The organism is Francisella hispaniensis FSC454 (assembly GCF_001885235.1).
Lineage (GTDB): Bacteria > Pseudomonadota > Gammaproteobacteria > Francisellales > Francisellaceae > Francisella > Francisella hispaniensis.
The window spans coordinates 1,213,933-1,233,356 of sequence record NZ_CP018093.1 but is presented as its reverse complement, the minus strand read 5'-3'; the positions used below and the strand labels follow the sequence as shown (position 1 = coordinate 1,233,356).

Here is a 19,424-nt window from a genome sequence, read left to right as displayed (position 1 = left end):
GATACTAATTCATTATCAATTAATCAAAATAGCTCACATAGTATATTCAATTCTTAGTTAAAATAATTTAGTATAAAGTAGACTTAAAATCTTTTATCAAATATATGAGGTAATTCTAGAGAATGTATAAAATATTAAACTTTTACACTAAAGAGGAAGTTTCTACAGATAGTTTTGTATTCGCTGGGGAAAATGAGCCCTGGGAAATTCAGATGAATATTAATGAAATAAGTAAAAAAATCAACAAAGATTATTTTACTCAAGCTTCACCATGCTTATCTAAGTATATACCATTTATGCCGATAAAAGATCCATCAAGCTTTGTATCTTTAAGAGAATCAGCCACTCCATTACTCAAAAGTAAAATTATTGGTAAAGAGTTAGGTATTAATCTATATTTTAAGGTTGAGGGTAAAAATCCTACTGGCTCATTTAAAGATAGAGGATCAGCAGTTGATATAACAGTTGCAAAAGAGCTTGGAGCTAAGGGTATTGTGCTAGCATCTACAGGTAATATGGCTGCTTCATGCGCTTGTTATGCAGCGGCTGCAAAGATGCCTTGTTTTATTATTGTGCCTGAGGGAGTAGCTGCTTCAAAATTAGCTCAAGTGATGTCATATGGTGGAAAAATAGTTCAGGTTAAGGGTAGTTATAATGAAGCAGCAAAACTAGCCTATGATATTGCAAAATCAAAAGATTTTTTCTTGGCTGGAGATTATGCATTTAGAGTGGAAGGTCAAAAGACAGCAGCATTTGAGCTAATTGATCAGTTGTTATTCCAAGTACCTGATGAGGTAATAGTGCCTATAGGTTGTGGTACTAATATGACTGCTTATTATAAAGGTTTTTGTGAGTATAAGGAGTTAGGTTTTATCAATTCTTTGCCTAAGCTTACTGGTGTCCAGTCTACGGAGGCTGATACCTTAGCTAGAGCATACCAGAAAAATCAAAATAGAATTGAGCCACTAAAAACTGCAAATACAATAGCAACAGCAATTGCAGTACCGTATCCAATAGATGGAGATAAAGCTATAGATGCTATATATAGCACAGGAGGCGAATCTACAGCTGTAACTGATATGAAAATGCTTGAAGCTCAATATTTATTATCAACTAAAGAAGGGTTGTTTGTTGAATTAGCATCAGCTTCAACTATCGCACATTTACTCAAAAAGTATGAGGAAGGAAAACTTCAAAAAGGTAGTACAGTAGTATGTGTATTATCTGGAGAAGGCTTAAAAGATCCGGGTGTTGTACTTAAATCAGCTATTCAACCACCAATTATATATCCTTCTGAAACGGATTTTGACAGATTATATAACAGTCATTTCTTTGATAACAAGACGATGTTATTTATAGAACAAAATGAGGTGGTATTTGATAAATTACCTACTCTTGATGAAGTCAAAAAAACTCTTGGTAAGCTTTTTGGCGCTAACTATGATGAGAGTTTTGTAGCAAAGGTTAGAGAGTTGATTGAGAGATTTTTGGTTAAGGGTAAATCAATTAATGTTTCTGATATCCAAGATATTATCCAAGATGCAACAGAGATGGCTGATGCTGTTAGTAAAGATGTTTTAGACGTCAAATCATTTAAGGTAAATGTGGAGTTAGATCAAAAATCTGTTGCTGAGGTTACTGTAAAAGTTGCTGATCAGTTATATTTTGCATCAAGCTCTGGTGTTGGACCTGTAGATGCTGTTTTAAATGCTTTGTGTAGGGCATGTCCTAGTGATATTAGCTATAAGCTAACTGACTATAAAGTGAAAATACGTGGACAGGGTGCTGATGCTGTTGTTTATGTAGAGATGAGCTTAGAAAAAAGAAGGTATAAAGAGTATCGGTAAAGCTGTTTCTCCAGATATAATTCAGGCTTCGGTTAAGCATTTATCGATGCGTATAATATTGCATATGCTTAAAAATTTTTAAAGGATAAAAGATTATGACAAAAGTGTTGAATAAATATAGTAGAAGATTAACAGAGGATAAGTCACAAGGTGCTTCTCAAGCAATGCTATATGGCACAGGGATGAATGATGCAGATATGCATAAACCACAAATAGGGATTGCTAGTGTGTGGTATGAAGGTAATACATGTAACATGCATCTAAATCAGTTAGCACAATTTGTAAAAGATAGTGTTGAGAAAGAAAACCTCAAGGGGATGAGATTTAATACCATTGGAGTTAGTGATGGTATTTCTATGGGTACAGATGGTATGAGCTATTCATTACAATCTAGAGATCTTATTGCAGATTCGATTGAAACTGTAATGTCTGCGCATTGGTATGATGGTTTAGTTTCTATTCCAGGTTGTGATAAAAATATGCCGGGTTGTATGATGGCTTTAGGTAGACTTAACCGACCAGGATTTGTAATTTATGGTGGTACTATTCAGGCGGGTGTAATGCGTGGTAAACCAATAGATATTGTCACAGCATTCCAGAGTTATGGAGCTTGTATATCTGGGCAGATTACAGAACAAGAACGTCAAGAAACTATCAAAAAAGCATGTCCTGGAGCTGGTGCTTGTGGTGGTATGTATACTGCAAATACTATGGCGTGTGCTATAGAAGCTTTAGGTATGAGTTTGCCATTTAGTTCATCAACACCAGCAACTTCTATTGAGAAAGTACAAGAGTGTGACAAAGCTGGAGAGACAATTAGAAACTTATTGGAGCTTGATATTAAGCCTAGAGATATTATGACTCGTAAAGCTTTTGAAAATGCTATGGTACTTATAACTGTAATGGGAGGCTCTACTAATGCAGTACTGCATCTGTTGGCTATGGCAAGTTCGGTAGATGTTGATTTAAGTATTGATGATTTCCAAGAAATAGCTAATAAAACACCAGTTCTTGCAGACTTTAAGCCGAGCGGTAAATATGTAATGGCTGATTTGCATGCTATAGGCGGGACTCCAGCTGTCATGAAAATGCTATTAAAGGCTGGTATGTTGCATGGTGACTGTTTAACAGTAACCGGTAAAACTTTAGCAGAAAATCTTGAGAATGTTGCGGATCTTCCGGAAGATAATACAATCATACATAAGCTAGATAATCCTATTAAAAAGAGTGGACACTTGCAAATCTTAAAAGGTAATGTCGCACCTGAAGGCTCTGTAGCTAAGATTACAGGTAAAGAAGGGGAGGTCTTTGAGGGAGTTGCAAATGTCTTTGATTCAGAAGAAGAGATGGTTGCTGCAGTAGAAACAGGTAAAGTCAAAAAAGGCGATGTAATAGTTATTCGTTATGAAGGCCCTAAAGGTGGTCCTGGTATGCCAGAGATGCTTAAACCAACATCGCTTATAATGGGCGCTGGCTTAGGTCAGGATGTTGCCTTGATTACAGATGGTCGTTTCTCTGGTGGATCACATGGCTTTATAGTTGGTCATATTACTCCAGAGGCTTATGACGGCGGCATGATAGCTTTGCTTGAAAATGGTGATAAAATTACTATAGATGCAGCCAACAATCTTATAAATGTTGATTTATCAGATCAAGAAATAGCCCAAAGGAAATCCAAGTGGAGAGCACCTAAACAAAAAGTAAGTAGAGGAACTCTAAAGAAATACATAAAAACAGTATCATCAGCATCAACTGGATGTGTTACAGACTTAGATTAAATTTTTGCAAAAAAACTTCCATACATACTTTTTCTATTTAAAAATTTCAAGTCCATGTCTATAATAACTTAACATTTAGCAAATTGTTTTGCTAGATGTATTTAAGTGTTAGGAAATATTTAAAAAAAGGAGAGTTGCTTAAATATGAAGATAACAGGCTCTCAAGCTATTGTGAAATCATTAGAAGCTTTAGGCGTTGATTGTATTTTCGGTTATCCTGGTGGTGCTATTATGCCTACTTATGATGCGCTACATGAGTCAAGAGATAAAATTCACCATGTTTTAGTTAGACATGAGCAAGGTGCTGTACATGCAGCTGTAGGCTATGCTAGAGCTACTGAAAAGGTTGGCGTTGCTATAGCGACTTCTGGTCCTGGAGCGACAAATCTTATTACAGGAATAGCCGATGCACAAATAGATTCTGTGCCTCTTGTTTGTATTACAGGTCAAGTTTTTAGTCCACTATTAGGTACCGATGCTTTTCAGGAAGCTGATATCATTGGTATGTCTGTAGCAGCAACGAAGTGGAATTATCAAATTACAGACCCTAATGAAATACCTGAAATATTCAAAAAGGCTTTTGAAATAGCCTCAAATGGTAGACCAGGTGCAGTGCTTATTGATATTACAAAAGATGCTCAAGTCGGTATGATGGAGTATAGAGAAGCTGTAGGTAATAAACAAGGTAAATGGCTACATAAGCCAATTATAAATATGGATGATATTTTAAAAGCATCAGAGTATATCAATAATGCTAAGAAACCTATATTAATCACAGGCCATGGTGTAATGCTATCAGGCGCTGAAGAAGCTGTTTTAAAATTAGCTGAGAAGGCAAATATACCTGTTGTCAGTACTTTATTAGGATTGTCAGCATTTCCTTATAATCATGAGTTATACAAAGGTATGTTGGGAATGCATGGTAATTATGCAGCAAATGTTCTGTGTAATGAGGCTGATGTTGTAATTGCTGTGGGTATGAGATTTGACGATAGAGTAACAGGTGATCTTAATCATTATTTACCAAATGCTAAAATTATTCATATTGAGATAGATCCTTCGGAGATCAATAAAAATGTTAAGGCTGATATAGGTATTAATGCAGATGCTAAAGAGGCTCTAAACTGCTTATTACCTTATATAGCTACAAACTCACATCATGAATGGCATAATGAATTTGCAGTTATGCACGAAAAGGAAGTTGATGCTGTCATAAGAGATGAAACTATGCCAACTGAAGGTGAATTGAAAATGGCTGAAGTAATAAGTCTTTTATCTAAAGCTACTAATGGTCGTGCCATAATAGTCTCAGATGTTGGACAACATCAGATGATTGCAGCAAGATATTATCAGTTTCTAGAGACTAACTCTCATATCAGTTCAGGCGGTTTAGGGACTATGGGATTTGCTTTGCCAGCAGCAATTGGTGCGAAGATGGGTGTTAAGGATAGTAGAACTGTAGTTGCTGTAATAGGTGATGGTGGTTTTCAGATGAATATACAAGAACTAGCAGTGCTTAACCAAGAGGATATTAATGTTAAAATTCTAATTTTGAATAATTCATTCTTGGGTATGGTTCGTCAGTGGCAGGAATTATTTTTTGAGAGTAGATACTCTTATACAAAAATAACATCACCAGACTTTGTCAAGGTTGCAGAAGCTTATGGAATACAAGCAGAAAGAGTGAAAGATAGAAAAGATCTAAAGGATGCAATAGAAAGATTTCTTAATTCTGACAGTTCATATTTGCTTGAGGTAATGGTAGAAAATCAGGAAAATGTTTTTCCTATGGTTCCTGCAGGTGAATCAATTAGTAACACAAAGCTAGGTAGAGAGGAGTAGAGCTATGAGTGAAAATATATATTTTATAACAATGAATACTGAAAATACTCTTTGTGTGTTACAAAGAATTTCTTCTGTTCTTTCACGTAATCGTATAAATATAGAACAGTTAACAGTATTTGAAACTGCAAATAAAGGTATTTCTCATTTCAACCTAGTGGTACATAGTACACAAGATAAAATAGAAAAAATTGTAAAAAAACTGGCAAATGTTATTGAAGTAATAGATATTAGTATTACAAACTGTTTGCCAATGCAAGGAACTGTTGTAAGTGAAGTTCCTCAAAATGTAAAAACAGTTAGTCAAAGAAAAGCAGCTTAATATTTAAAATTCAGGAGAATATAATAAATGGCAAAAATGAAATTTGGTAGTGTAGAAGAAACAGTAATAACACAACAAGAATTTACTTTAGAAAAAGCTTTAGCAACTCTAAAAGATGAGACTATAGCAATTATTGGCTATGGAGTACAGGGACCAGCACAAGCTCTTAACCTAAGAGATAATGGTTTTAATGTAATAATTGGACAAAGAGAGAACTCAAAATCATGGGATAAAGCAATTGAAGATGGTTGGGTTGCTGGTAAGTCTCTATTTAACATCGCTGAAGCTACTGCTAAGGGTACTATCGTTGTTAATTTATTATCAGATGCTGGTCAGATTGCTTCTTGGAATACCATCAAAGAGAACCTTAAAGCGGGTGACTTATTAATGTTTTCACATGGTTTTGGTGTGACGTATAATGACAAAACTAGCATTATTCCACCAGCAGATGTTGATGTTGCTTTAGTAGCACCTAAAGGTTCTGGTACTAGTGTTAGAAGACTATTCTTAGCTAATAAAGGTATTAACTCAAGCTATGCAATCTATCAGGATGCTACAGGGAATGCTGAGAAAAGAACTTTAGCTTATGGTATCGGTGTAGGTTCTGGTTACTTATTTGAAACTACTTTTGAAAAAGAAGTATACAGTGATCTAACAGGTGAGAGAGGTGTTCTTATGGGTGCTCTTGCTGGTATTATTGAAGCTCAGTACGAAGTATTACGTGCAAATGGACATTCTCCAAGTGAAGCTTTTAATGAGACAGTTGAAGAGTTGACACAAAGTTTAGTGCCATTAGTTGCTGAAAATGGTATGGACTGGATGTTTGCAAACTGTTCTACTACAGCTCAAAGAGGTGCTTTAGATTGGGCACCTAAATTTAGAGATGCTACTAAAGGTGTATTTGCTGAGTTATACAACGAAGTAAAAAATGGTAACGAAGCACAACGTACTATTGATAAAAATAGTCATGCTGATTATCGTAAAGATTTAGAAAAAGAGCTTGAAGAGCTTAGTCAAAAAGAAGTATGGCAAGCTGGTAAGACTGTTAGATCTCTTCGTCCTAACAAATAACTAAATTCTAAATTTTATTTTTGTTGATGCTTATATAAAGAATTGTATCGTACTTAACTACTTATACATTATCGAAATAATAGTAGCCATCAAATGTCTAAAAGAGCTGTTTTTTATATTTTCATAATCTTAGATTATTTAAGATAATCAAAGATAGATTTCTTAGTTAAGATAAGCTTTTTAAAACCTAAGTGAACTATAAGATTTTATTCTAAGTAGTAGCTATTTATTTAAGCATTTAGCTAGGTTTTTGACAAATTATATAATATTACTTATACTTATTTTTTAATTTTAAGGTTGACGGAAAGACTAAATTATAGCAATCGCGTGGGGGTAAATATGAAAAAAGGTGAGTATATGATGTTTGAGTACGACACTATCACTAAACAAAGAGATAATTCTAAGAAAAAGTGGATTGCGCCGTTATTACGAGACCGAAAATACGATATGGATATACAAGCTAAAAATAGACGTAATAATGAATTAGTATCACCATATGGAGCTGATTTTGGACCTTCGTAATAAATTGTAAAAAAGTATATTAAACAGAAGTTTGTACTAATTACACAAGTATTTTATTTGCTTGATAATTACTTCCTAAACATTTATATCTAAGAAACTGTATTAACACTTACTAAATTTTAAGATAAGCTGTAATTATTAAGTTTTGTTGGCATAATACTTATTAATCTAGTTTTTCTCTTTTTTAAGAATTGACAGATTAGTTATGAATTTATAAGATATAGCTAATTATACTAAAAAGTAGTACATTATTCCTCCAGGCTTGACCACGGAATCGACTAAAAAAATAGTTTTAAGCTATTTTAGTTAGTACTCTTTTAAAAACCTAGTATAAGCTATAAGTATAAGTAATATATGGTTTCTAAGCGGGAGGTTCTTAGTTTGTTTATTAATTTACTACATTCTCACGCTATTGATTGACCATGTATCAATTCTTTAATAATCCCAGAAAGGAGTTAATTTTGCATGTCAAACGAATCACAGAATAATAATCAGTTATTAGAAAATGTCAACACCCTGTTTAAAAAGAAATATACCACTCCTGTATTAAATATAGCAACAACTTCATCCTCTCCATGCCGAATAAAAGGTAACAAAGACATATATGCTAATCAAGAAACTACCTTCGCAACTCCTTCTGGTCAGGCGCGAGCAAATGCTAGTTAATGTACTTTGACATTTCCATATCTAAAGAGCTTTACTTAAACAAAATATTTAGAGACAAATTTGTAAGTAGTCCGTGAAGTATTTTACTATACTCTCTAATTATTATTTCTAATTATATTCTCAACAATATTTATTAATTTATCAACTTGAAAGCCAAATTTATTAGCAGGTCTCGTTATCTTATATAAAGATACATTTTGAGCAATTTGACTATTTAACTCAAAAAACTGCTTATTATAGCCCATTTTTCTTACATAAAATTTACGGTAAGTATGTTTTTGTAGCTCGGTTAGTTTTGTTATACCTGTAATTTCTTTTATTTCAAAATTATTTTCATCATGACTCTCTAATAAAAATATAGTTTTAATTCGCTTGGGCTCTGTACAAATATTTTTTGTGATAGGATAAGAGTATTTATTGACTAGAAGCCTTATTCTATCAAGATTTTTGGTATCTATATTTAAATTTTCAGCAGTATCTTGCCATACTTTTAATCTTGGAATACCGGGTTCTACCTCTAAATTTTTATTTACAACAGCTAAATCATCAGCTAAAAAAGGATAGCCTCTTTCATAAAGAGCTGTTGAGATAGTTGATTTACCAGCTCCAGAGTCTCCTGTAAAGATAATACATCCTCCACTTCGAGACTATTTCCATGAATTACTGTTTTATGTTGTTGATGAACTAATGCACCGATACCTGATCCAAATAAATATAAACATACTGTCTGTAAATCTGCGATTGGAAGTAATTCAACTGTAATATATTTACCATCAGTTATATGTATCCAAGCATTTTCTTTTATATGTAGCCAAATATTATTTGGTTTGATAAAAGCATGATTATTTAAATCCTTAATATCATTTGGTAAATACTTTCTCACCTCACCAAATCTTATAAAAACTTTTGCTTGATTTTTTAGCTCTGGTCGTTGTTGACATACTGGTAGTAGTATTTCGCTAGATATGATTAGTCCAAAAATTTTATATATATACATATTTTTATTTTTTCCTCTAAAGGTTTTCTAACCAGAGCTTAGCAATATGATCTTTATTATTGTGACCAAAAGCTTGATATAGTATTTCTATATCCCAATTATAATTTGCTTCTATAATTACTACATCACTTGGAGATATAATAATATCAAAAGCTATTGCTCGTATATTTAATCTTTCGTGAGTTTTGATACATTTATTTATGGCGATCTTTATTTTTTCCTTTAGAGTTTCTGGAATTTGTAAATTTTTAAATTTTGCTTTATCTTTGAACTCTGAAATATGAGTTAGATCAATATCTAGAGTATTTATATTTAATGGTAATATATTATAAAATTGTTGTTTATTGTTGTTTTCCAATATTGGTATTTCTAATTGGGCATATATTACTTGAGGTATTATTAGTTCAGATGCTTCTATTTGAAGCAGTGATTATACGTATAGTCGTCGTATCAGTAGGGTGTTGAGATAAATTTTTGATATAATTATCGTCTTCAAAAAATGTCTCTACTAATATCTCTTGATTTTTAGCATAATAGCTTTCTAAAAATTTTAAGATTTCAGATTTACCAGTTACGATTTTTTTATCAACAAGAGTTATAAGTTCATACTTAGAATTATTGTAGTTAATACATAGCGCTCCAATTGAACGATTTGCTATATTAGGTTTACAAAAAATTTTTTGATTTTTAAATATTATCTCTGGGTTTGCTTGTATTTGATTGACATTAGTTTTATTACTATAATTTACTTGGATATTTTGTTTTTCAAGGAATTGTAAAAAAGCATATTTATCGCTTATTAATCTTATATGGTTTTTTGAATTATCAATATTTCTATCACTGTATATATGGAGCGGGGAATTCTCTTTGCTATAGAAAAATTCAAATGGATTATGCTGGTATAGTTTGTATTTAAAGTAGTAGTGAGGTGCTATAAAATTTGCCAGACTTAGCTTAAGTAATTTTACAAATAGATAATAGCGATTTTTACAAGCTGCTTGATTTAGTTGTTCGTCTGTACTTTTTTTGGCGGTTTTATAACAACTAATCCAAGCAAAATAGCAAATCCACCTAAAGCAAGCTAAGGTATTTATAATAACTAAATCTAGGCGTGAGAAACTTTTTAAAAATATTGCTTTATGTATTTTTATATAATTATTTTTTGGTTTTATCAGATACATATAGCTAATAATAAAGCTAGGCTGTTTTGCCGCTATAATGCGATGAAGAATTTTTGTGATTTTTTGTATCATTTTATTTTCAAATTAAAATGTTTTAACCATTGATCTATAGCATTAATATCAACAACATTTCTATTCATAACCATGCTAATACTTTTATCAATTTCAATAGAGTCATTATAATCTGCTATTTGAGTTTTTAGCTTGTCTATATCAATTAATATGCTCAGTTCTGGATGCAGATCCTTAGCTATTTTCAATTTAGGCTTAATATTTATTTTGCTGCTAAAAGGCTCACCCATATACTTACTCTTTTTCCATATGATTTTCTTAGGTACAATTTTTTCTACCGCTTTTCTATGTAGATACCTGCCGTAACCATTACAAAATTTTAGCGTATTTGGTATTGACAAAAAGAATTGGATTAATCTAACATCAAGTAATGGCCAAAAATAATCTATGCCATATGCAGCAGCCATCAGTGAACAGTTATCTGTACGTGTTGGTACAAAGCCAACCCATCTTTTTTCTAAAGTAAATTTATCTAAATTAGTATAACCATTGTCAAAATTACTTACTTCAAAATATCTATCTTTGAGGCGATATTTTTCGACAAGTTCATCCTTAACACAGAAATATGGCCAACGTGGTTTGAAAGCATTAAGCATGTTAAAGCTTTTTTTGCCACGTTTAATATTATTTCTTATTAAAAAGCGTAGTATTCTTAGAGGCTTAGTAATAATGTTTCCACCAAAGTGTTTACATATCCCTATATAATCTTTTTTAGCTAACAACTCAAAAGCAACCAAATCACCATGTATTGATGTAACAAATTCATCACCTCCAAAACCAGAAAATAAACTTCTGACTCCATTTTGAGAAGCATTTTTATAAAATATCTCATGAAATGTAGCATTTCCATGCTCAACAGGGGCTCCTAAAATATCTAGAGGATTTTTGCAATTACTCTCATCATAACTATTCCCAGAACAAATAAAAGCATTAGGTAAACCATAAACTTGATTTACAAGTAGGGCATATTCTGGTTCTTGCTCTAGTTTAGTAAATCCGTATGTATAAAGATTGCTTATCGGCTGATCAAAATATTTAGCGATATAGGCAGTAACTGTGGATGAATCTATACCGCCGCTTATTTCACTACCAATAGGATGGTTACTATTAGTAAATCTATCGATAATTGCTTTTTTAACTCTTTTTTCATATTCTTCAAAATATTGACTATCATCATTTAAAAAAATTTTTTCTGTAGAAAATTCAAAATATTTCTGTATCTGAGTGTCATTATTAGAGATTTCTAAAAAATGCGCTGGAGGAATTTTAAAAACCTCATTGTAAGCAGTTTTTTTGCAATTCATATTTGTACCACCTGCTAGAACTCTACATATCCATTCTTGACTAGCTGAGATATCTATTATGTCTAAAAGGTTAAACAAAACTTGGGATGAAGAAAAAACAAAAATATTTTCATCTAAATAATAATAAAATGGCCTAGTTCCCATATGGTCTCTAACACATATGGCTTGATTAATAGAAATATCAAAAATAACAAAAGAGTAGTCACCATGTAGGTACTTGGCGACCGAGCTTTTATATTTGTTATATAATGATACGATAAGTTCTTCATCCGAGATTTTATCAGTATACTCTAACTGTAATTCTGAAAAAATTTCATCACGATTGTATAGTTTTATCCAACCTACAATAATAATATTTTTTTGTATATAAATACTTTTATTTGAATTTTTTTCTAATGCTTGAGCAAACCAGTAGTTCTTATCATATATTGTTTTAATTATTTTTCTTTGAGGGTCTATATTTAGTTTTTGGTTTGATCCATCAATTATTTGTTGTGGAATTTTCTCTAACTTACTATCTTTTCTGAAAAAAATGCCGTGAAACACGATTAATCCTTGTTAAGCTTTTGTTTTAAAATTAATTGATGTTATGGTGCAATTTATACTATAGTTTTTACAACCCTGTCCATCACCACCAATAACTATCTGGTCAGCAACTTTGACCCATGCATGCCCCATAAATGGTTTATTTTCTTCGTTAGTTTTTATCATACCGATATGAATAACATATGGTATTTTGTAATATTTTAATAAAGTTTTTACCATTATTGCGTCTATGAGGCATTTGGATTCCCACGGTACATATTTTGATACCAGCGTAGCTGTTTTACTAATTTTATAAGCAAGTATCAACTGCTCTTCGCTTGCAGGAATACATAGTTGTGCATTACAATGAGTATATCCAAGATACCAAAATATTTTTTTCAAGCTTAATGTTAGTGATGCAAATCTAGCTATGCCACTAATTGGGTAAAGTATTATAAACCATACTTTCTTTTTTAAAGGCATCTTAGTAGCTGTACGCAGTTTTCTGTATACTTTTTGTATAATCATTTTTTTAATTGTATAGCTTTATTCTCTAATAATTGATTTAGGAAATTTAATGTGTCTTGTTGGCACTGCTCTATAGAAACATCATATTCTTGACACAGCTGTTGGCATATATTCTCACAACTAGTTTCAAACTCTAGTAATTCCCAAATTCTATTGCCAATTTCTCCGGTAGTATAGAAATTATTACTACTAATATCCATCATTATTAGTTCATTATCTATCTCAGAAGAATAAAAGTCATTGTTTCTAGTTATTTTATCTTTTAGGTTTATTTTGCTCATAGATGTTCTCCTAGATGTTTTGTATTATTAATTGAAAAAACTTTATTAAATTGAGAGTCTGTAATACTACTTAAGTTTTGATAGCTTCCTTGTTCAATAATTTCACCATTACTCATTACAATAATATTATCCGTAGCTCTTAAAGTTGATAATCTATGTGTAATGATAATAATGGTTATTTGCCCTTTAAGTTTTTTAAGAGTTTCGTATATTAGTTCTTCATTTTGTATATCAAGAGCACTAGTAGCCTCATCTAATAATAGGACTTTAGGTTTTCTCAGTAGTGCTCTAGCTATGGCAAGTCTTTGTTTCTGTCCACCTGATAAATACACACCTCTATCTCCTATAATACTATTTATGCCATCAGGTAATTTGACAACAAAATCATATAGAGCAGCTAATTTTAAAGCTTCATAAATATCTTTATCAGTAGCTTTTGGAGCTGCCCATAGTAAGTTATCTTTGATACTTTCATTAAAAAGATATGTATCCTGGGGGACATAGCTTATCAATTCTCGCCAGCTATACATATGCTCTTCATCAAGTGTGGTATTATCAATTTTTATATATCCACTATCGACACTTAAAATACCTAGAAGAAGATCAGCTAATGTACTTTTACCAGCGCCAGATTCACCTACAATAGCTACAGTTTGATTTGCATATAAGCAGCAGTTTAGATTTTTCAGGACTTTATTATTATCGTCATAGCAAAAATCAACATTTTTAAGCTGAATTTTATCTTTTAGGTCTATTTTGAAATCTTTATGTTGGGCTTCTTTATTTTTCTCAAGTTCAGTAATCATATTTTTTGTTTGTACATATATAGGCACAATATTTAAGATGCGAAAATAATTTTGTTGTATCGTTGTTAGATTAGGTAATAGTCTTGCAAATACCAACAATAGTGCAATCATTGATACTAACTGAATTTCAAAAATTACCAAAGCAGCATAGAAAAATATCGCCATTATAAGTGCTGAGGATATTTTTACAAATAAAGAAATTCTTTTTTGTGAGTTAATAAACTCCATTTGTAAAGCTTCACTTTGCTTGTTTAAGATATCAAAATGCTCGATATAATTATCTATAGTGTTATAGCTTTTGGCTAATTTCACACCATCTAAAAAGGAACTAAAAGCAGAATGTATCCTAGTATGAACAGCAAAATTCATTTGACCATTAATAATAGGATTAAATTTATGCGTTAGTGTGAAGATTATCAAAGATAAAAATATTGTAATTAAAGTTAAACTTGGCGATATTATTAATGCAAACAATATATACATTAAGGCAATAAGTACTGCTGATATTATTTGAAAGCTAAACATAGTCAGAGTAGATATTTGTGATAAACCGCTTGAGAATAAATGCTCAATATCTTTAATTCTATTTTTTATTAAATATCCCCAGCTAGCATGAGCAATCTTATAGTTAAATTCCTTTTTTAAATTATAAAGATAAGATTTTTTAAAAGAATTTGTCACCGTTGTATTTATATAATCTACTACTGCTGCAAAGATTATTAGTATTAGAAATAGTAATAAGACAATAAAAATTGCTAGTTCTTTGGGAAGACTAGAGAATATACCCAATTGTGTGTTTGCCAAAGAGCCATTTTGATTATTCCAACCAAAAAAATGTAATAAAGGTATAAGTAATAACAACCCTATACCTGCACAAAATGTGTTAATAATAGTTAATAAACACCCCAATACGAATTTATATGGTGAATGTTTTATTAAGTCATTAATGTATAGATAAAAATAATATATATTCTTTTTAGTATTTTTCATCAAAATTAGTCTCTATCAATTCTACTAAGTCTTGAATAGTTGTTTTTGTACGGATGTTGAGAATTTTAGAAAAACTTGCTTGTGATGCTAACTTAAATGATATTTTTGCTTTCTCAAGTTTAGATTTTTTGTCAATAGATACTAATTTATCAGCAAATATGCTGTCGTGTACTAAGCTAATTTTTTCAATTCCATAAATTTTTTCTAATAAGTTTTGACTTTCTAGGTTTTGTGTCCTAAGTTTAAACACATTTTCTACTGGTAGCTTTTCATTACAAAATGGTGCTTGCCAATAGAATCTTTTTAATTTCGGTCTAACTTTTAATAAGTTTGTGTTATCTATCTCAAGCTGTTTAGTTGCTTGAAGCCAAAGCTTTATATATGCAAAGGCAGACTCAACATATACTTTGTCATCAATTAGCGACAATACACAAAATTGATCAGCTAGTATTCTATAATCTTTTTTTGCAAGAGCTGCCAAAACAGTAGATTTTCCTACACCTGAATTTCCTAGTAGCAAATTTGCAGTTTCATTATCACTTGTAAAGCTACAACCTCTTAAAATTATCTTACCTTGTTTTGCTAAAAAATATGGTATAGCAGCACTGACTAAGAAATTAACTATAGTTTGACTGTCAATATCTTTATGGTACTTAATAGTTATTTTATCATCAGTAATTTTGTAACATCCAATTGAGGGTATATCTAAAATTATATCTCCTTCTGAGTCCATACCTAATCCATTATTTATTTGGTTTTTGATTATAAAAGATAGATTATCTACGACTTCTATTACAAGAGTTGGCTGTTTCGAATCAAAACTTTTAACTATATTTAAGAATGGTATACTTAGTTGAGAATTTATATTTATCCCATAAATATTGTATTTATGCATTAGTTAAATTTATTTCATTTGATTCTCAAATTAGTATATGTTTACAATAGAGATTATTCAATCTCCAGATGAAAATTTTTAATGCTAGATAAAATTAAATATAAAACTGTATGGTTAGCCTCTTATCCTAAATCAGGAAATACATGGTTTAGAATTTTTCTAACTAATTATATTAATAATTCTGATACACCAGCATCAATTAATGATTTAGAGCGAACTCCTATCGCTAGTTCAAGATGGCATTTTGATCAACTCTATAGTATCGATTCCGCGGACTTATACTTTGATGAAATAGATAATATGAGACCAGCATTATACGATAGTTGGAAAGAAAACGAGAGTATGCAATTTCATAAGGTTCATGATGCATATACTTATATTGAAAATGAACCATTACTTGGTAATCCTGTAGATCAGGCTGCTATATATCTTATCAGGAACCCTTTAGATGTAGCTATATCATTTGCTCATCATAGTGGCTATGAAGATATCAATAAGATTATAAAAGAAATGGCTGATGATGATTTTACACTTTGTGGTACCGATAAAACTATGCCAAATCAACTTAGACAAAAGCATCTTAGTTGGAGTAATCATGTTAAGAGTTGGGAGGATGCACCAATTGATAAGCTTTTTCTCAGATATGAAGATATGGTAGCTAATCCTATCAAAGAGTTTACTAAAGCTATAGTATTTTTGGGTATGGAACTAGACCAAGCAAGATTGGAGAAAGCAGTTGAGTTTAGTAGTTTTGAAAATCTTAAAAAACAAGAGCAAGAGAATGGTTTTCAGGAAAAAGCTCCAAATGCAAAAAGTTTTTTTAGAAAAGGTAAAGTTTCTGATTACTTAGAAGCTTTAACGCAAGAACAAATCGATCAAATAACACAAGATCATAAAGAGGTAATGCTCAAATATGGCTTCATTAAAGTATAAAACAGATATCACTTTTCAATTTTTATTATATCTAATAAGAAAACATATTCATAAAAACAATCAAGATTATGTTGATCAATTTGATATACAGAAGATTGAGTTAGTTGATTTTGATAAGTTATTTAATCTGATAACATATCATAAAGTTGAGTTAATAGTCTTACCAATTATAAAAGATATTAATATCCCAAAATTTGATTATAATCGACTAATTTTAAGAGCTAAAAAAATAGTTACTAAACAGTTATTAATGGAGAAACTACTTTCAGATATATTATCAAAATTTGCTGAGCATAAAATTGAAAACGTTATTTTGAAAGGATTACCACTAGACAAAAAACTTTATGGGAGTCAACCTAAAAGAGTTTATAAAGACATAGATATTCTGGTAAAAGAAAATCAACTTAATCTTGTACATAATATACTCTTAAGCATTGGGTTTAATATAAGCAAACACATTCGTTATAATCTTGAATTTTTTGAAAAATATCCTCTATGTAAAAAAGGGATAAAAGATCTTACATATGTGCATAAAAGCTTAAATATAATATTAGAATTACATTGGCGTATAACTATAATAGATGATTTAAAAATAAACCTTAATCAGAATTTTTTAAAAAAGGTAGTTTATAATTCAAAAGAATATATGACATTGACAGATGAGTATGAACTTTTGTATCTTATCTACCACGGTGGTATGTCTGGTTGGCATAGACTAAAGTGGCTTATAGATATAGTAGATTATATAAATCTTGATAGTATCGATAAGCAAACATTTCTAAGATTAATAACTAAGTTTAGAATTAATAAACTAATTATTGATTTAAGATTTATCCTTTGTGAGCTATTTCTAGTACAGGATAATTTATTTACTTCTGTTTTAAAACCTAGATATATTTTTTTTGAGAACTATAGAAGAAGTTATGTTCTAGAAAAATTATATACTACAGATCTTTCTATAAAAGAATTAACTAAAAAGGATCTATTTTATATCTTCTTAGTTACTCCAAGTAAATTAAAATTTCTAAGTACTTATTCAATTGGTTTTTTTTATAAAAATAAAGCTATTAAACTTTAAAATAAAATATAATTTATCGAGGTGAAATGTGCAAACACATTTAAAAAAACTAGAAAATGAATCAATACAGATATTTAGAGAGGTAGTAGCTCAATTTGATAATCCTGTGATGCTTTATTCAGTAGGTAAAGATTCATCTGTACTGCTTCACTTAGCTCGTAAAGCTTTTTATCCGTCAAAGATACCATTTCCATTACTTCATGTTGATACTACATGGAAGTTTAAAGAAATGATAGAGTTTAGGGATAGTATGGCAAAGAAGTATGATTTTGAGCTAATAGTGCATATTAATCAACAAGGGGTTGACAATGGAATAAGTCCTTTTTCTCATGGCAGTGTCAAACATACTGATATTATGAAAACACAGTCACTTAAGCAAGCTTTAGATAAATATAAGTTTGATGCGGCATTTGGTGGCGCGCGTCGTGATGAAGAAAAGTCTCGGGCTAAAGAAAGAATTTTTTCTTTTAGAGATAAAAATCATCGTTGGGACCCTAAAAATCAGCGCCCCGAATTATGGAATATTTATAATTGTATGGTCAACAAAGGAGAAAGTATACGAGTGTTTCCATTATCAAATTGGACTGAGTTAGATATTTGGCAATATATTTATATGGAGAATATTAAGATTCCCAGTTTATATTTTGCTATGCAAAGACCAGTAGTTGAATATGAAGGAATATTAATGATGGTTAATGATGAGAGGACTCCAGTAGAATTAAGACAAAAAGCAACTAATAAAAAAGTGCGCTTTAGAACATTGGGCTGCTATCCACTTACAGGAGCTATAGAGTCTGATGCTGATACATTGCCTAAGATTATTCAAGAAATGCTATTAACCAAAACATCTGAGCGACAAGGTCGAGCTATAGATAAAGACAGTAGTAGTTCTATGGAAAAGAAAAAGATTGAAGGGTATTTTTAATATTTAGAATAATTTAACTTGAAAGTAAATGTCTAATATATTTAAATTTTCTTTGTGAAAGAAAACCTTTAAAATCCTAATCTAAGATATCTATGACTAAAAAAGTATTATGTGTCCTAGCAAGGAGATAACTACGATAAAGTCTAATTTAGATTGTAAAAAAGAATTTAATATAAGAGTCTGGCACAAACCTGTGTTGCTGATAATAAGAAAGCCACGAGCCACTCGAGGATTTGAGCTTTTAGGTAAACTTTACCAAGAACCAGAGGAAGTATATTGGGATCCTGATGGTAGATATGGCGTGTCGTAGAAATTTAGATTATAAAATAAAATTACTTTTAACAAATTAACTATAACTTTACCCTAATTCATTTTTTTGACATTTTCAGTTTATTAATTTAGATTAGTATCTGTTTTGTTTGGTGTGATATCATAGGTTATGGGAGAAAATAGGAATTTATAAATGAATCATAAATTGAAAACTGACAAAAATCAAATTAAATATACAGATTTAGATTACCGCATAAAAACAAAATGGAGTAAACCTGAATTATATTGCCTCAATACAACAAATGGTAATAGAGTATTGCAAGGAAAGCCAACTGCTGCACAGGCTGAGTCAACGACCCAGACGTACACGAGGGTAGCAGGTCCCAGTTAGAAAAAACAATCAAAAAACGTATGTTAAACAAAAATTTAGAGACAATACTAAAAATTTTGTTTTTAATATTAGATCAAAACTGTTGGGAAAATACTAATGTAGTTATGTTTAAATAGTTTATAAGTAGGGTATCTTGGATAGGGTTTAGTATTTATACATTTCAGATTTTTGTAGTGTTGAATTTTTTACATTTTGTCAGA

The 19,424-nt window shown here is 30.8% G+C and carries 19 protein-coding genes and 1 pseudogene; 12 read left to right on the top strand and 8 right to left on the bottom strand.

Annotation, left to right across the window (positions count from 1 at the left end):
- Positions 1-122: 122 nt before the first annotated feature.
- The 8 genes and pseudogenes from thrC (at position 123) to FSC454_RS05995 (ending at position 8,048) form a co-directional block, all read left to right on the top strand.
- A complete protein-coding gene (gene thrC, locus FSC454_RS06025) occupies positions 123-1,847 on the top strand; it encodes a threonine synthase (RefSeq protein ID WP_244148255.1) in 1,725 nt (574 codons plus the stop codon).
- Positions 1,831-1,919: pseudogene (locus FSC454_RS10175) on the top strand (alpha-isopropylmalate synthase regulatory domain-containing protein). Before thrC ends, FSC454_RS10175 begins: the two are co-directional and overlap by 17 nt.
- Before the next feature lie 23 nt (positions 1,920-1,942).
- Positions 1,943-3,625, top strand: a complete 1,683-nt coding sequence (gene ilvD, locus FSC454_RS06020; RefSeq protein ID WP_066045430.1) for a dihydroxy-acid dehydratase — start codon at positions 1,943-1,945, stop codon at positions 3,623-3,625.
- Positions 3,626-3,769: 144 nt separating this feature from the next.
- Positions 3,770-5,467 carry a biosynthetic-type acetolactate synthase large subunit gene (ilvB, locus tag FSC454_RS06015; protein ID WP_066045432.1) on the top strand — a complete coding sequence of 566 codons (1,698 nt, stop codon included), beginning with the start codon at positions 3,770-3,772 and terminating at the stop codon, positions 5,465-5,467.
- 4 nt (positions 5,468-5,471) lie between these two features.
- Positions 5,472-5,789 (top strand): acetolactate synthase small subunit, encoded by a 318-nt coding sequence (locus tag FSC454_RS06010; RefSeq protein ID WP_014548144.1) that lies wholly within the window; start codon positions 5,472-5,474, stop codon positions 5,787-5,789.
- A 27-nt stretch (positions 5,790-5,816) separates the two neighbouring features.
- On the top strand, positions 5,817-6,860 hold the full coding sequence (gene ilvC / locus FSC454_RS06005; protein WP_066045434.1) for a ketol-acid reductoisomerase: 1,044 nt from the start codon (positions 5,817-5,819) through the stop codon (positions 6,858-6,860).
- A gap of 339 nt (positions 6,861-7,199) precedes the next feature.
- Positions 7,200-7,382: a hypothetical protein gene (locus tag FSC454_RS06000; protein ID WP_066045436.1), complete on the top strand. Its 183-nt coding sequence runs from the start codon at positions 7,200-7,202 to the stop codon at positions 7,380-7,382.
- A 465-nt stretch (positions 7,383-7,847) separates the two neighbouring features.
- Positions 7,848-8,048, top strand: coding sequence for a hypothetical protein (locus tag FSC454_RS05995; protein ID WP_066045439.1), 201 nt, complete (start codon positions 7,848-7,850; stop codon positions 8,046-8,048).
- Positions 8,049-8,598: 550 nt separating this feature from the next.
- Here the strand turns inward: FSC454_RS05995 and FSC454_RS09995 are convergent.
- From FSC454_RS09995 to FSC454_RS05960, 8 genes are read right to left on the bottom strand one after another with little or no spacing between them, the layout of a single operon-like run.
- Complete coding sequence (locus FSC454_RS09995; RefSeq protein ID WP_231865144.1) at positions 8,599-9,045, bottom strand: hypothetical protein; 447 nt, start codon at positions 9,043-9,045, stop codon at positions 8,599-8,601.
- 16 nt (positions 9,046-9,061) lie between these two features.
- Entirely contained in the window at positions 9,062-9,403 is a 342-nt protein-coding gene (locus tag FSC454_RS09990) for a hypothetical protein (RefSeq protein WP_231865145.1), read from the bottom strand.
- A 46-nt stretch (positions 9,404-9,449) separates the two neighbouring features.
- Positions 9,450-10,298, bottom strand: a complete 849-nt coding sequence (locus FSC454_RS05985; protein WP_244148254.1) for a hypothetical protein — start codon at positions 10,296-10,298, stop codon at positions 9,450-9,452.
- Positions 10,295-12,148 (bottom strand): asparagine synthase-related protein, encoded by a 1,854-nt coding sequence (locus tag FSC454_RS05980; RefSeq protein WP_066046316.1) that lies wholly within the window; start codon positions 12,146-12,148, stop codon positions 10,295-10,297. Before FSC454_RS05980 ends, FSC454_RS05985 begins: the two co-directional genes overlap by 4 nt.
- Before the next feature lie 12 nt (positions 12,149-12,160).
- Positions 12,161-12,655, bottom strand: coding sequence for a lasso peptide biosynthesis B2 protein (locus FSC454_RS05975; protein ID WP_066046317.1), 495 nt, complete (start codon positions 12,653-12,655; stop codon positions 12,161-12,163).
- Positions 12,652-12,936, bottom strand: a complete 285-nt coding sequence (locus tag FSC454_RS05970; RefSeq protein ID WP_066046318.1) for a PqqD family peptide modification chaperone — start codon at positions 12,934-12,936, stop codon at positions 12,652-12,654. The genes FSC454_RS05975 and FSC454_RS05970 overlap by 4 nt, the downstream gene beginning before the upstream one ends.
- Positions 12,933-14,732: an ABC transporter ATP-binding protein gene (locus tag FSC454_RS05965; RefSeq protein ID WP_244148253.1), complete on the bottom strand. Its 1,800-nt coding sequence runs from the start codon at positions 14,730-14,732 to the stop codon at positions 12,933-12,935. The genes FSC454_RS05970 and FSC454_RS05965 overlap by 4 nt, the downstream gene beginning before the upstream one ends.
- Positions 14,719-15,627, bottom strand: a complete 909-nt coding sequence (locus tag FSC454_RS05960) for a serine/threonine protein kinase (protein ID WP_066044803.1) — start codon at positions 15,625-15,627, stop codon at positions 14,719-14,721. The genes FSC454_RS05965 and FSC454_RS05960 overlap by 14 nt, the downstream gene beginning before the upstream one ends.
- 81 nt (positions 15,628-15,708) lie before the next feature.
- On the opposite strand from FSC454_RS05960, the gene FSC454_RS05955 reads away from it, so the two are divergent.
- From FSC454_RS05955 to FSC454_RS05940, 4 genes are all read left to right on the top strand, one after another.
- Positions 15,709-16,560 (top strand): sulfotransferase domain-containing protein, encoded by an 852-nt coding sequence (locus FSC454_RS05955; RefSeq protein WP_071794812.1) that lies wholly within the window; start codon positions 15,709-15,711, stop codon positions 16,558-16,560.
- A complete protein-coding gene (locus FSC454_RS05950; protein WP_071794811.1) occupies positions 16,541-17,638 on the top strand; it encodes a nucleotidyltransferase family protein in 1,098 nt (365 codons plus the stop codon). Before FSC454_RS05955 ends, FSC454_RS05950 begins: the two co-directional genes overlap by 20 nt.
- 28 nt (positions 17,639-17,666) lie before the next feature.
- Positions 17,667-18,563: a sulfate adenylyltransferase subunit CysD gene (cysD, locus tag FSC454_RS05945; RefSeq protein WP_066047310.1), complete on the top strand. Its 897-nt coding sequence runs from the start codon at positions 17,667-17,669 to the stop codon at positions 18,561-18,563.
- 109 nt (positions 18,564-18,672) lie between these two features.
- Entirely contained in the window at positions 18,673-18,873 is a 201-nt protein-coding gene (locus FSC454_RS05940; RefSeq protein ID WP_066047307.1) for a hypothetical protein, read from the top strand.
- Positions 18,874-19,424: the final 551 nt, after the last annotated feature.

Excerpts from the sequence above, each read along its gene's own strand:
- thrC (WP_244148255.1), top strand. The coding sequence starts at position 123 with ATGTATAAAATATTAAACTTTTACACTAAAGAGGAAGTTTCTACAGAT.
- ilvD (WP_066045430.1), top strand. The coding sequence starts at position 1,943 with ATGACAAAAGTGTTGAATAAATATAGTAGAAGATTAACAGAGGATAAG.
- ilvB (WP_066045432.1), top strand. The coding sequence starts at position 3,770 with ATGAAGATAACAGGCTCTCAAGCTATTGTGAAATCATTAGAAGCTTTA.
- FSC454_RS06010 (WP_014548144.1), top strand. The coding sequence starts at position 5,472 with ATGAGTGAAAATATATATTTTATAACAATGAATACTGAAAATACTCTT.
- ilvC (WP_066045434.1), top strand. The coding sequence starts at position 5,817 with ATGGCAAAAATGAAATTTGGTAGTGTAGAAGAAACAGTAATAACACAA.
- FSC454_RS06000 (WP_066045436.1), top strand. The coding sequence starts at position 7,200 with ATGAAAAAAGGTGAGTATATGATGTTTGAGTACGACACTATCACTAAA.
- FSC454_RS05995 (WP_066045439.1), top strand. The coding sequence starts at position 7,848 with ATGTCAAACGAATCACAGAATAATAATCAGTTATTAGAAAATGTCAAC.
- FSC454_RS09995 (WP_231865144.1), bottom strand. The coding sequence starts at position 9,045 with ATGTATATATATAAAATTTTTGGACTAATCATATCTAGCGAAATACTA.
- FSC454_RS05985 (WP_244148254.1), bottom strand. The coding sequence starts at position 10,298 with ATGATACAAAAAATCACAAAAATTCTTCATCGCATTATAGCGGCAAAA.
- FSC454_RS05975 (WP_066046317.1), bottom strand. The coding sequence starts at position 12,655 with ATGATTATACAAAAAGTATACAGAAAACTGCGTACAGCTACTAAGATG.
- FSC454_RS05970 (WP_066046318.1), bottom strand. The coding sequence starts at position 12,936 with ATGAGCAAAATAAACCTAAAAGATAAAATAACTAGAAACAATGACTTT.
- FSC454_RS05965 (WP_244148253.1), bottom strand. The coding sequence starts at position 14,732 with ATGAAAAATACTAAAAAGAATATATATTATTTTTATCTATACATTAAT.
- FSC454_RS05960 (WP_066044803.1), bottom strand. The coding sequence starts at position 15,627 with ATGCATAAATACAATATTTATGGGATAAATATAAATTCTCAACTAAGT.
- FSC454_RS05955 (WP_071794812.1), top strand. The coding sequence starts at position 15,709 with ATGCTAGATAAAATTAAATATAAAACTGTATGGTTAGCCTCTTATCCT.
- FSC454_RS05950 (WP_071794811.1), top strand. The coding sequence starts at position 16,541 with ATGGCTTCATTAAAGTATAAAACAGATATCACTTTTCAATTTTTATTA.
- FSC454_RS05940 (WP_066047307.1), top strand. The coding sequence starts at position 18,673 with ATGTGTCCTAGCAAGGAGATAACTACGATAAAGTCTAATTTAGATTGT.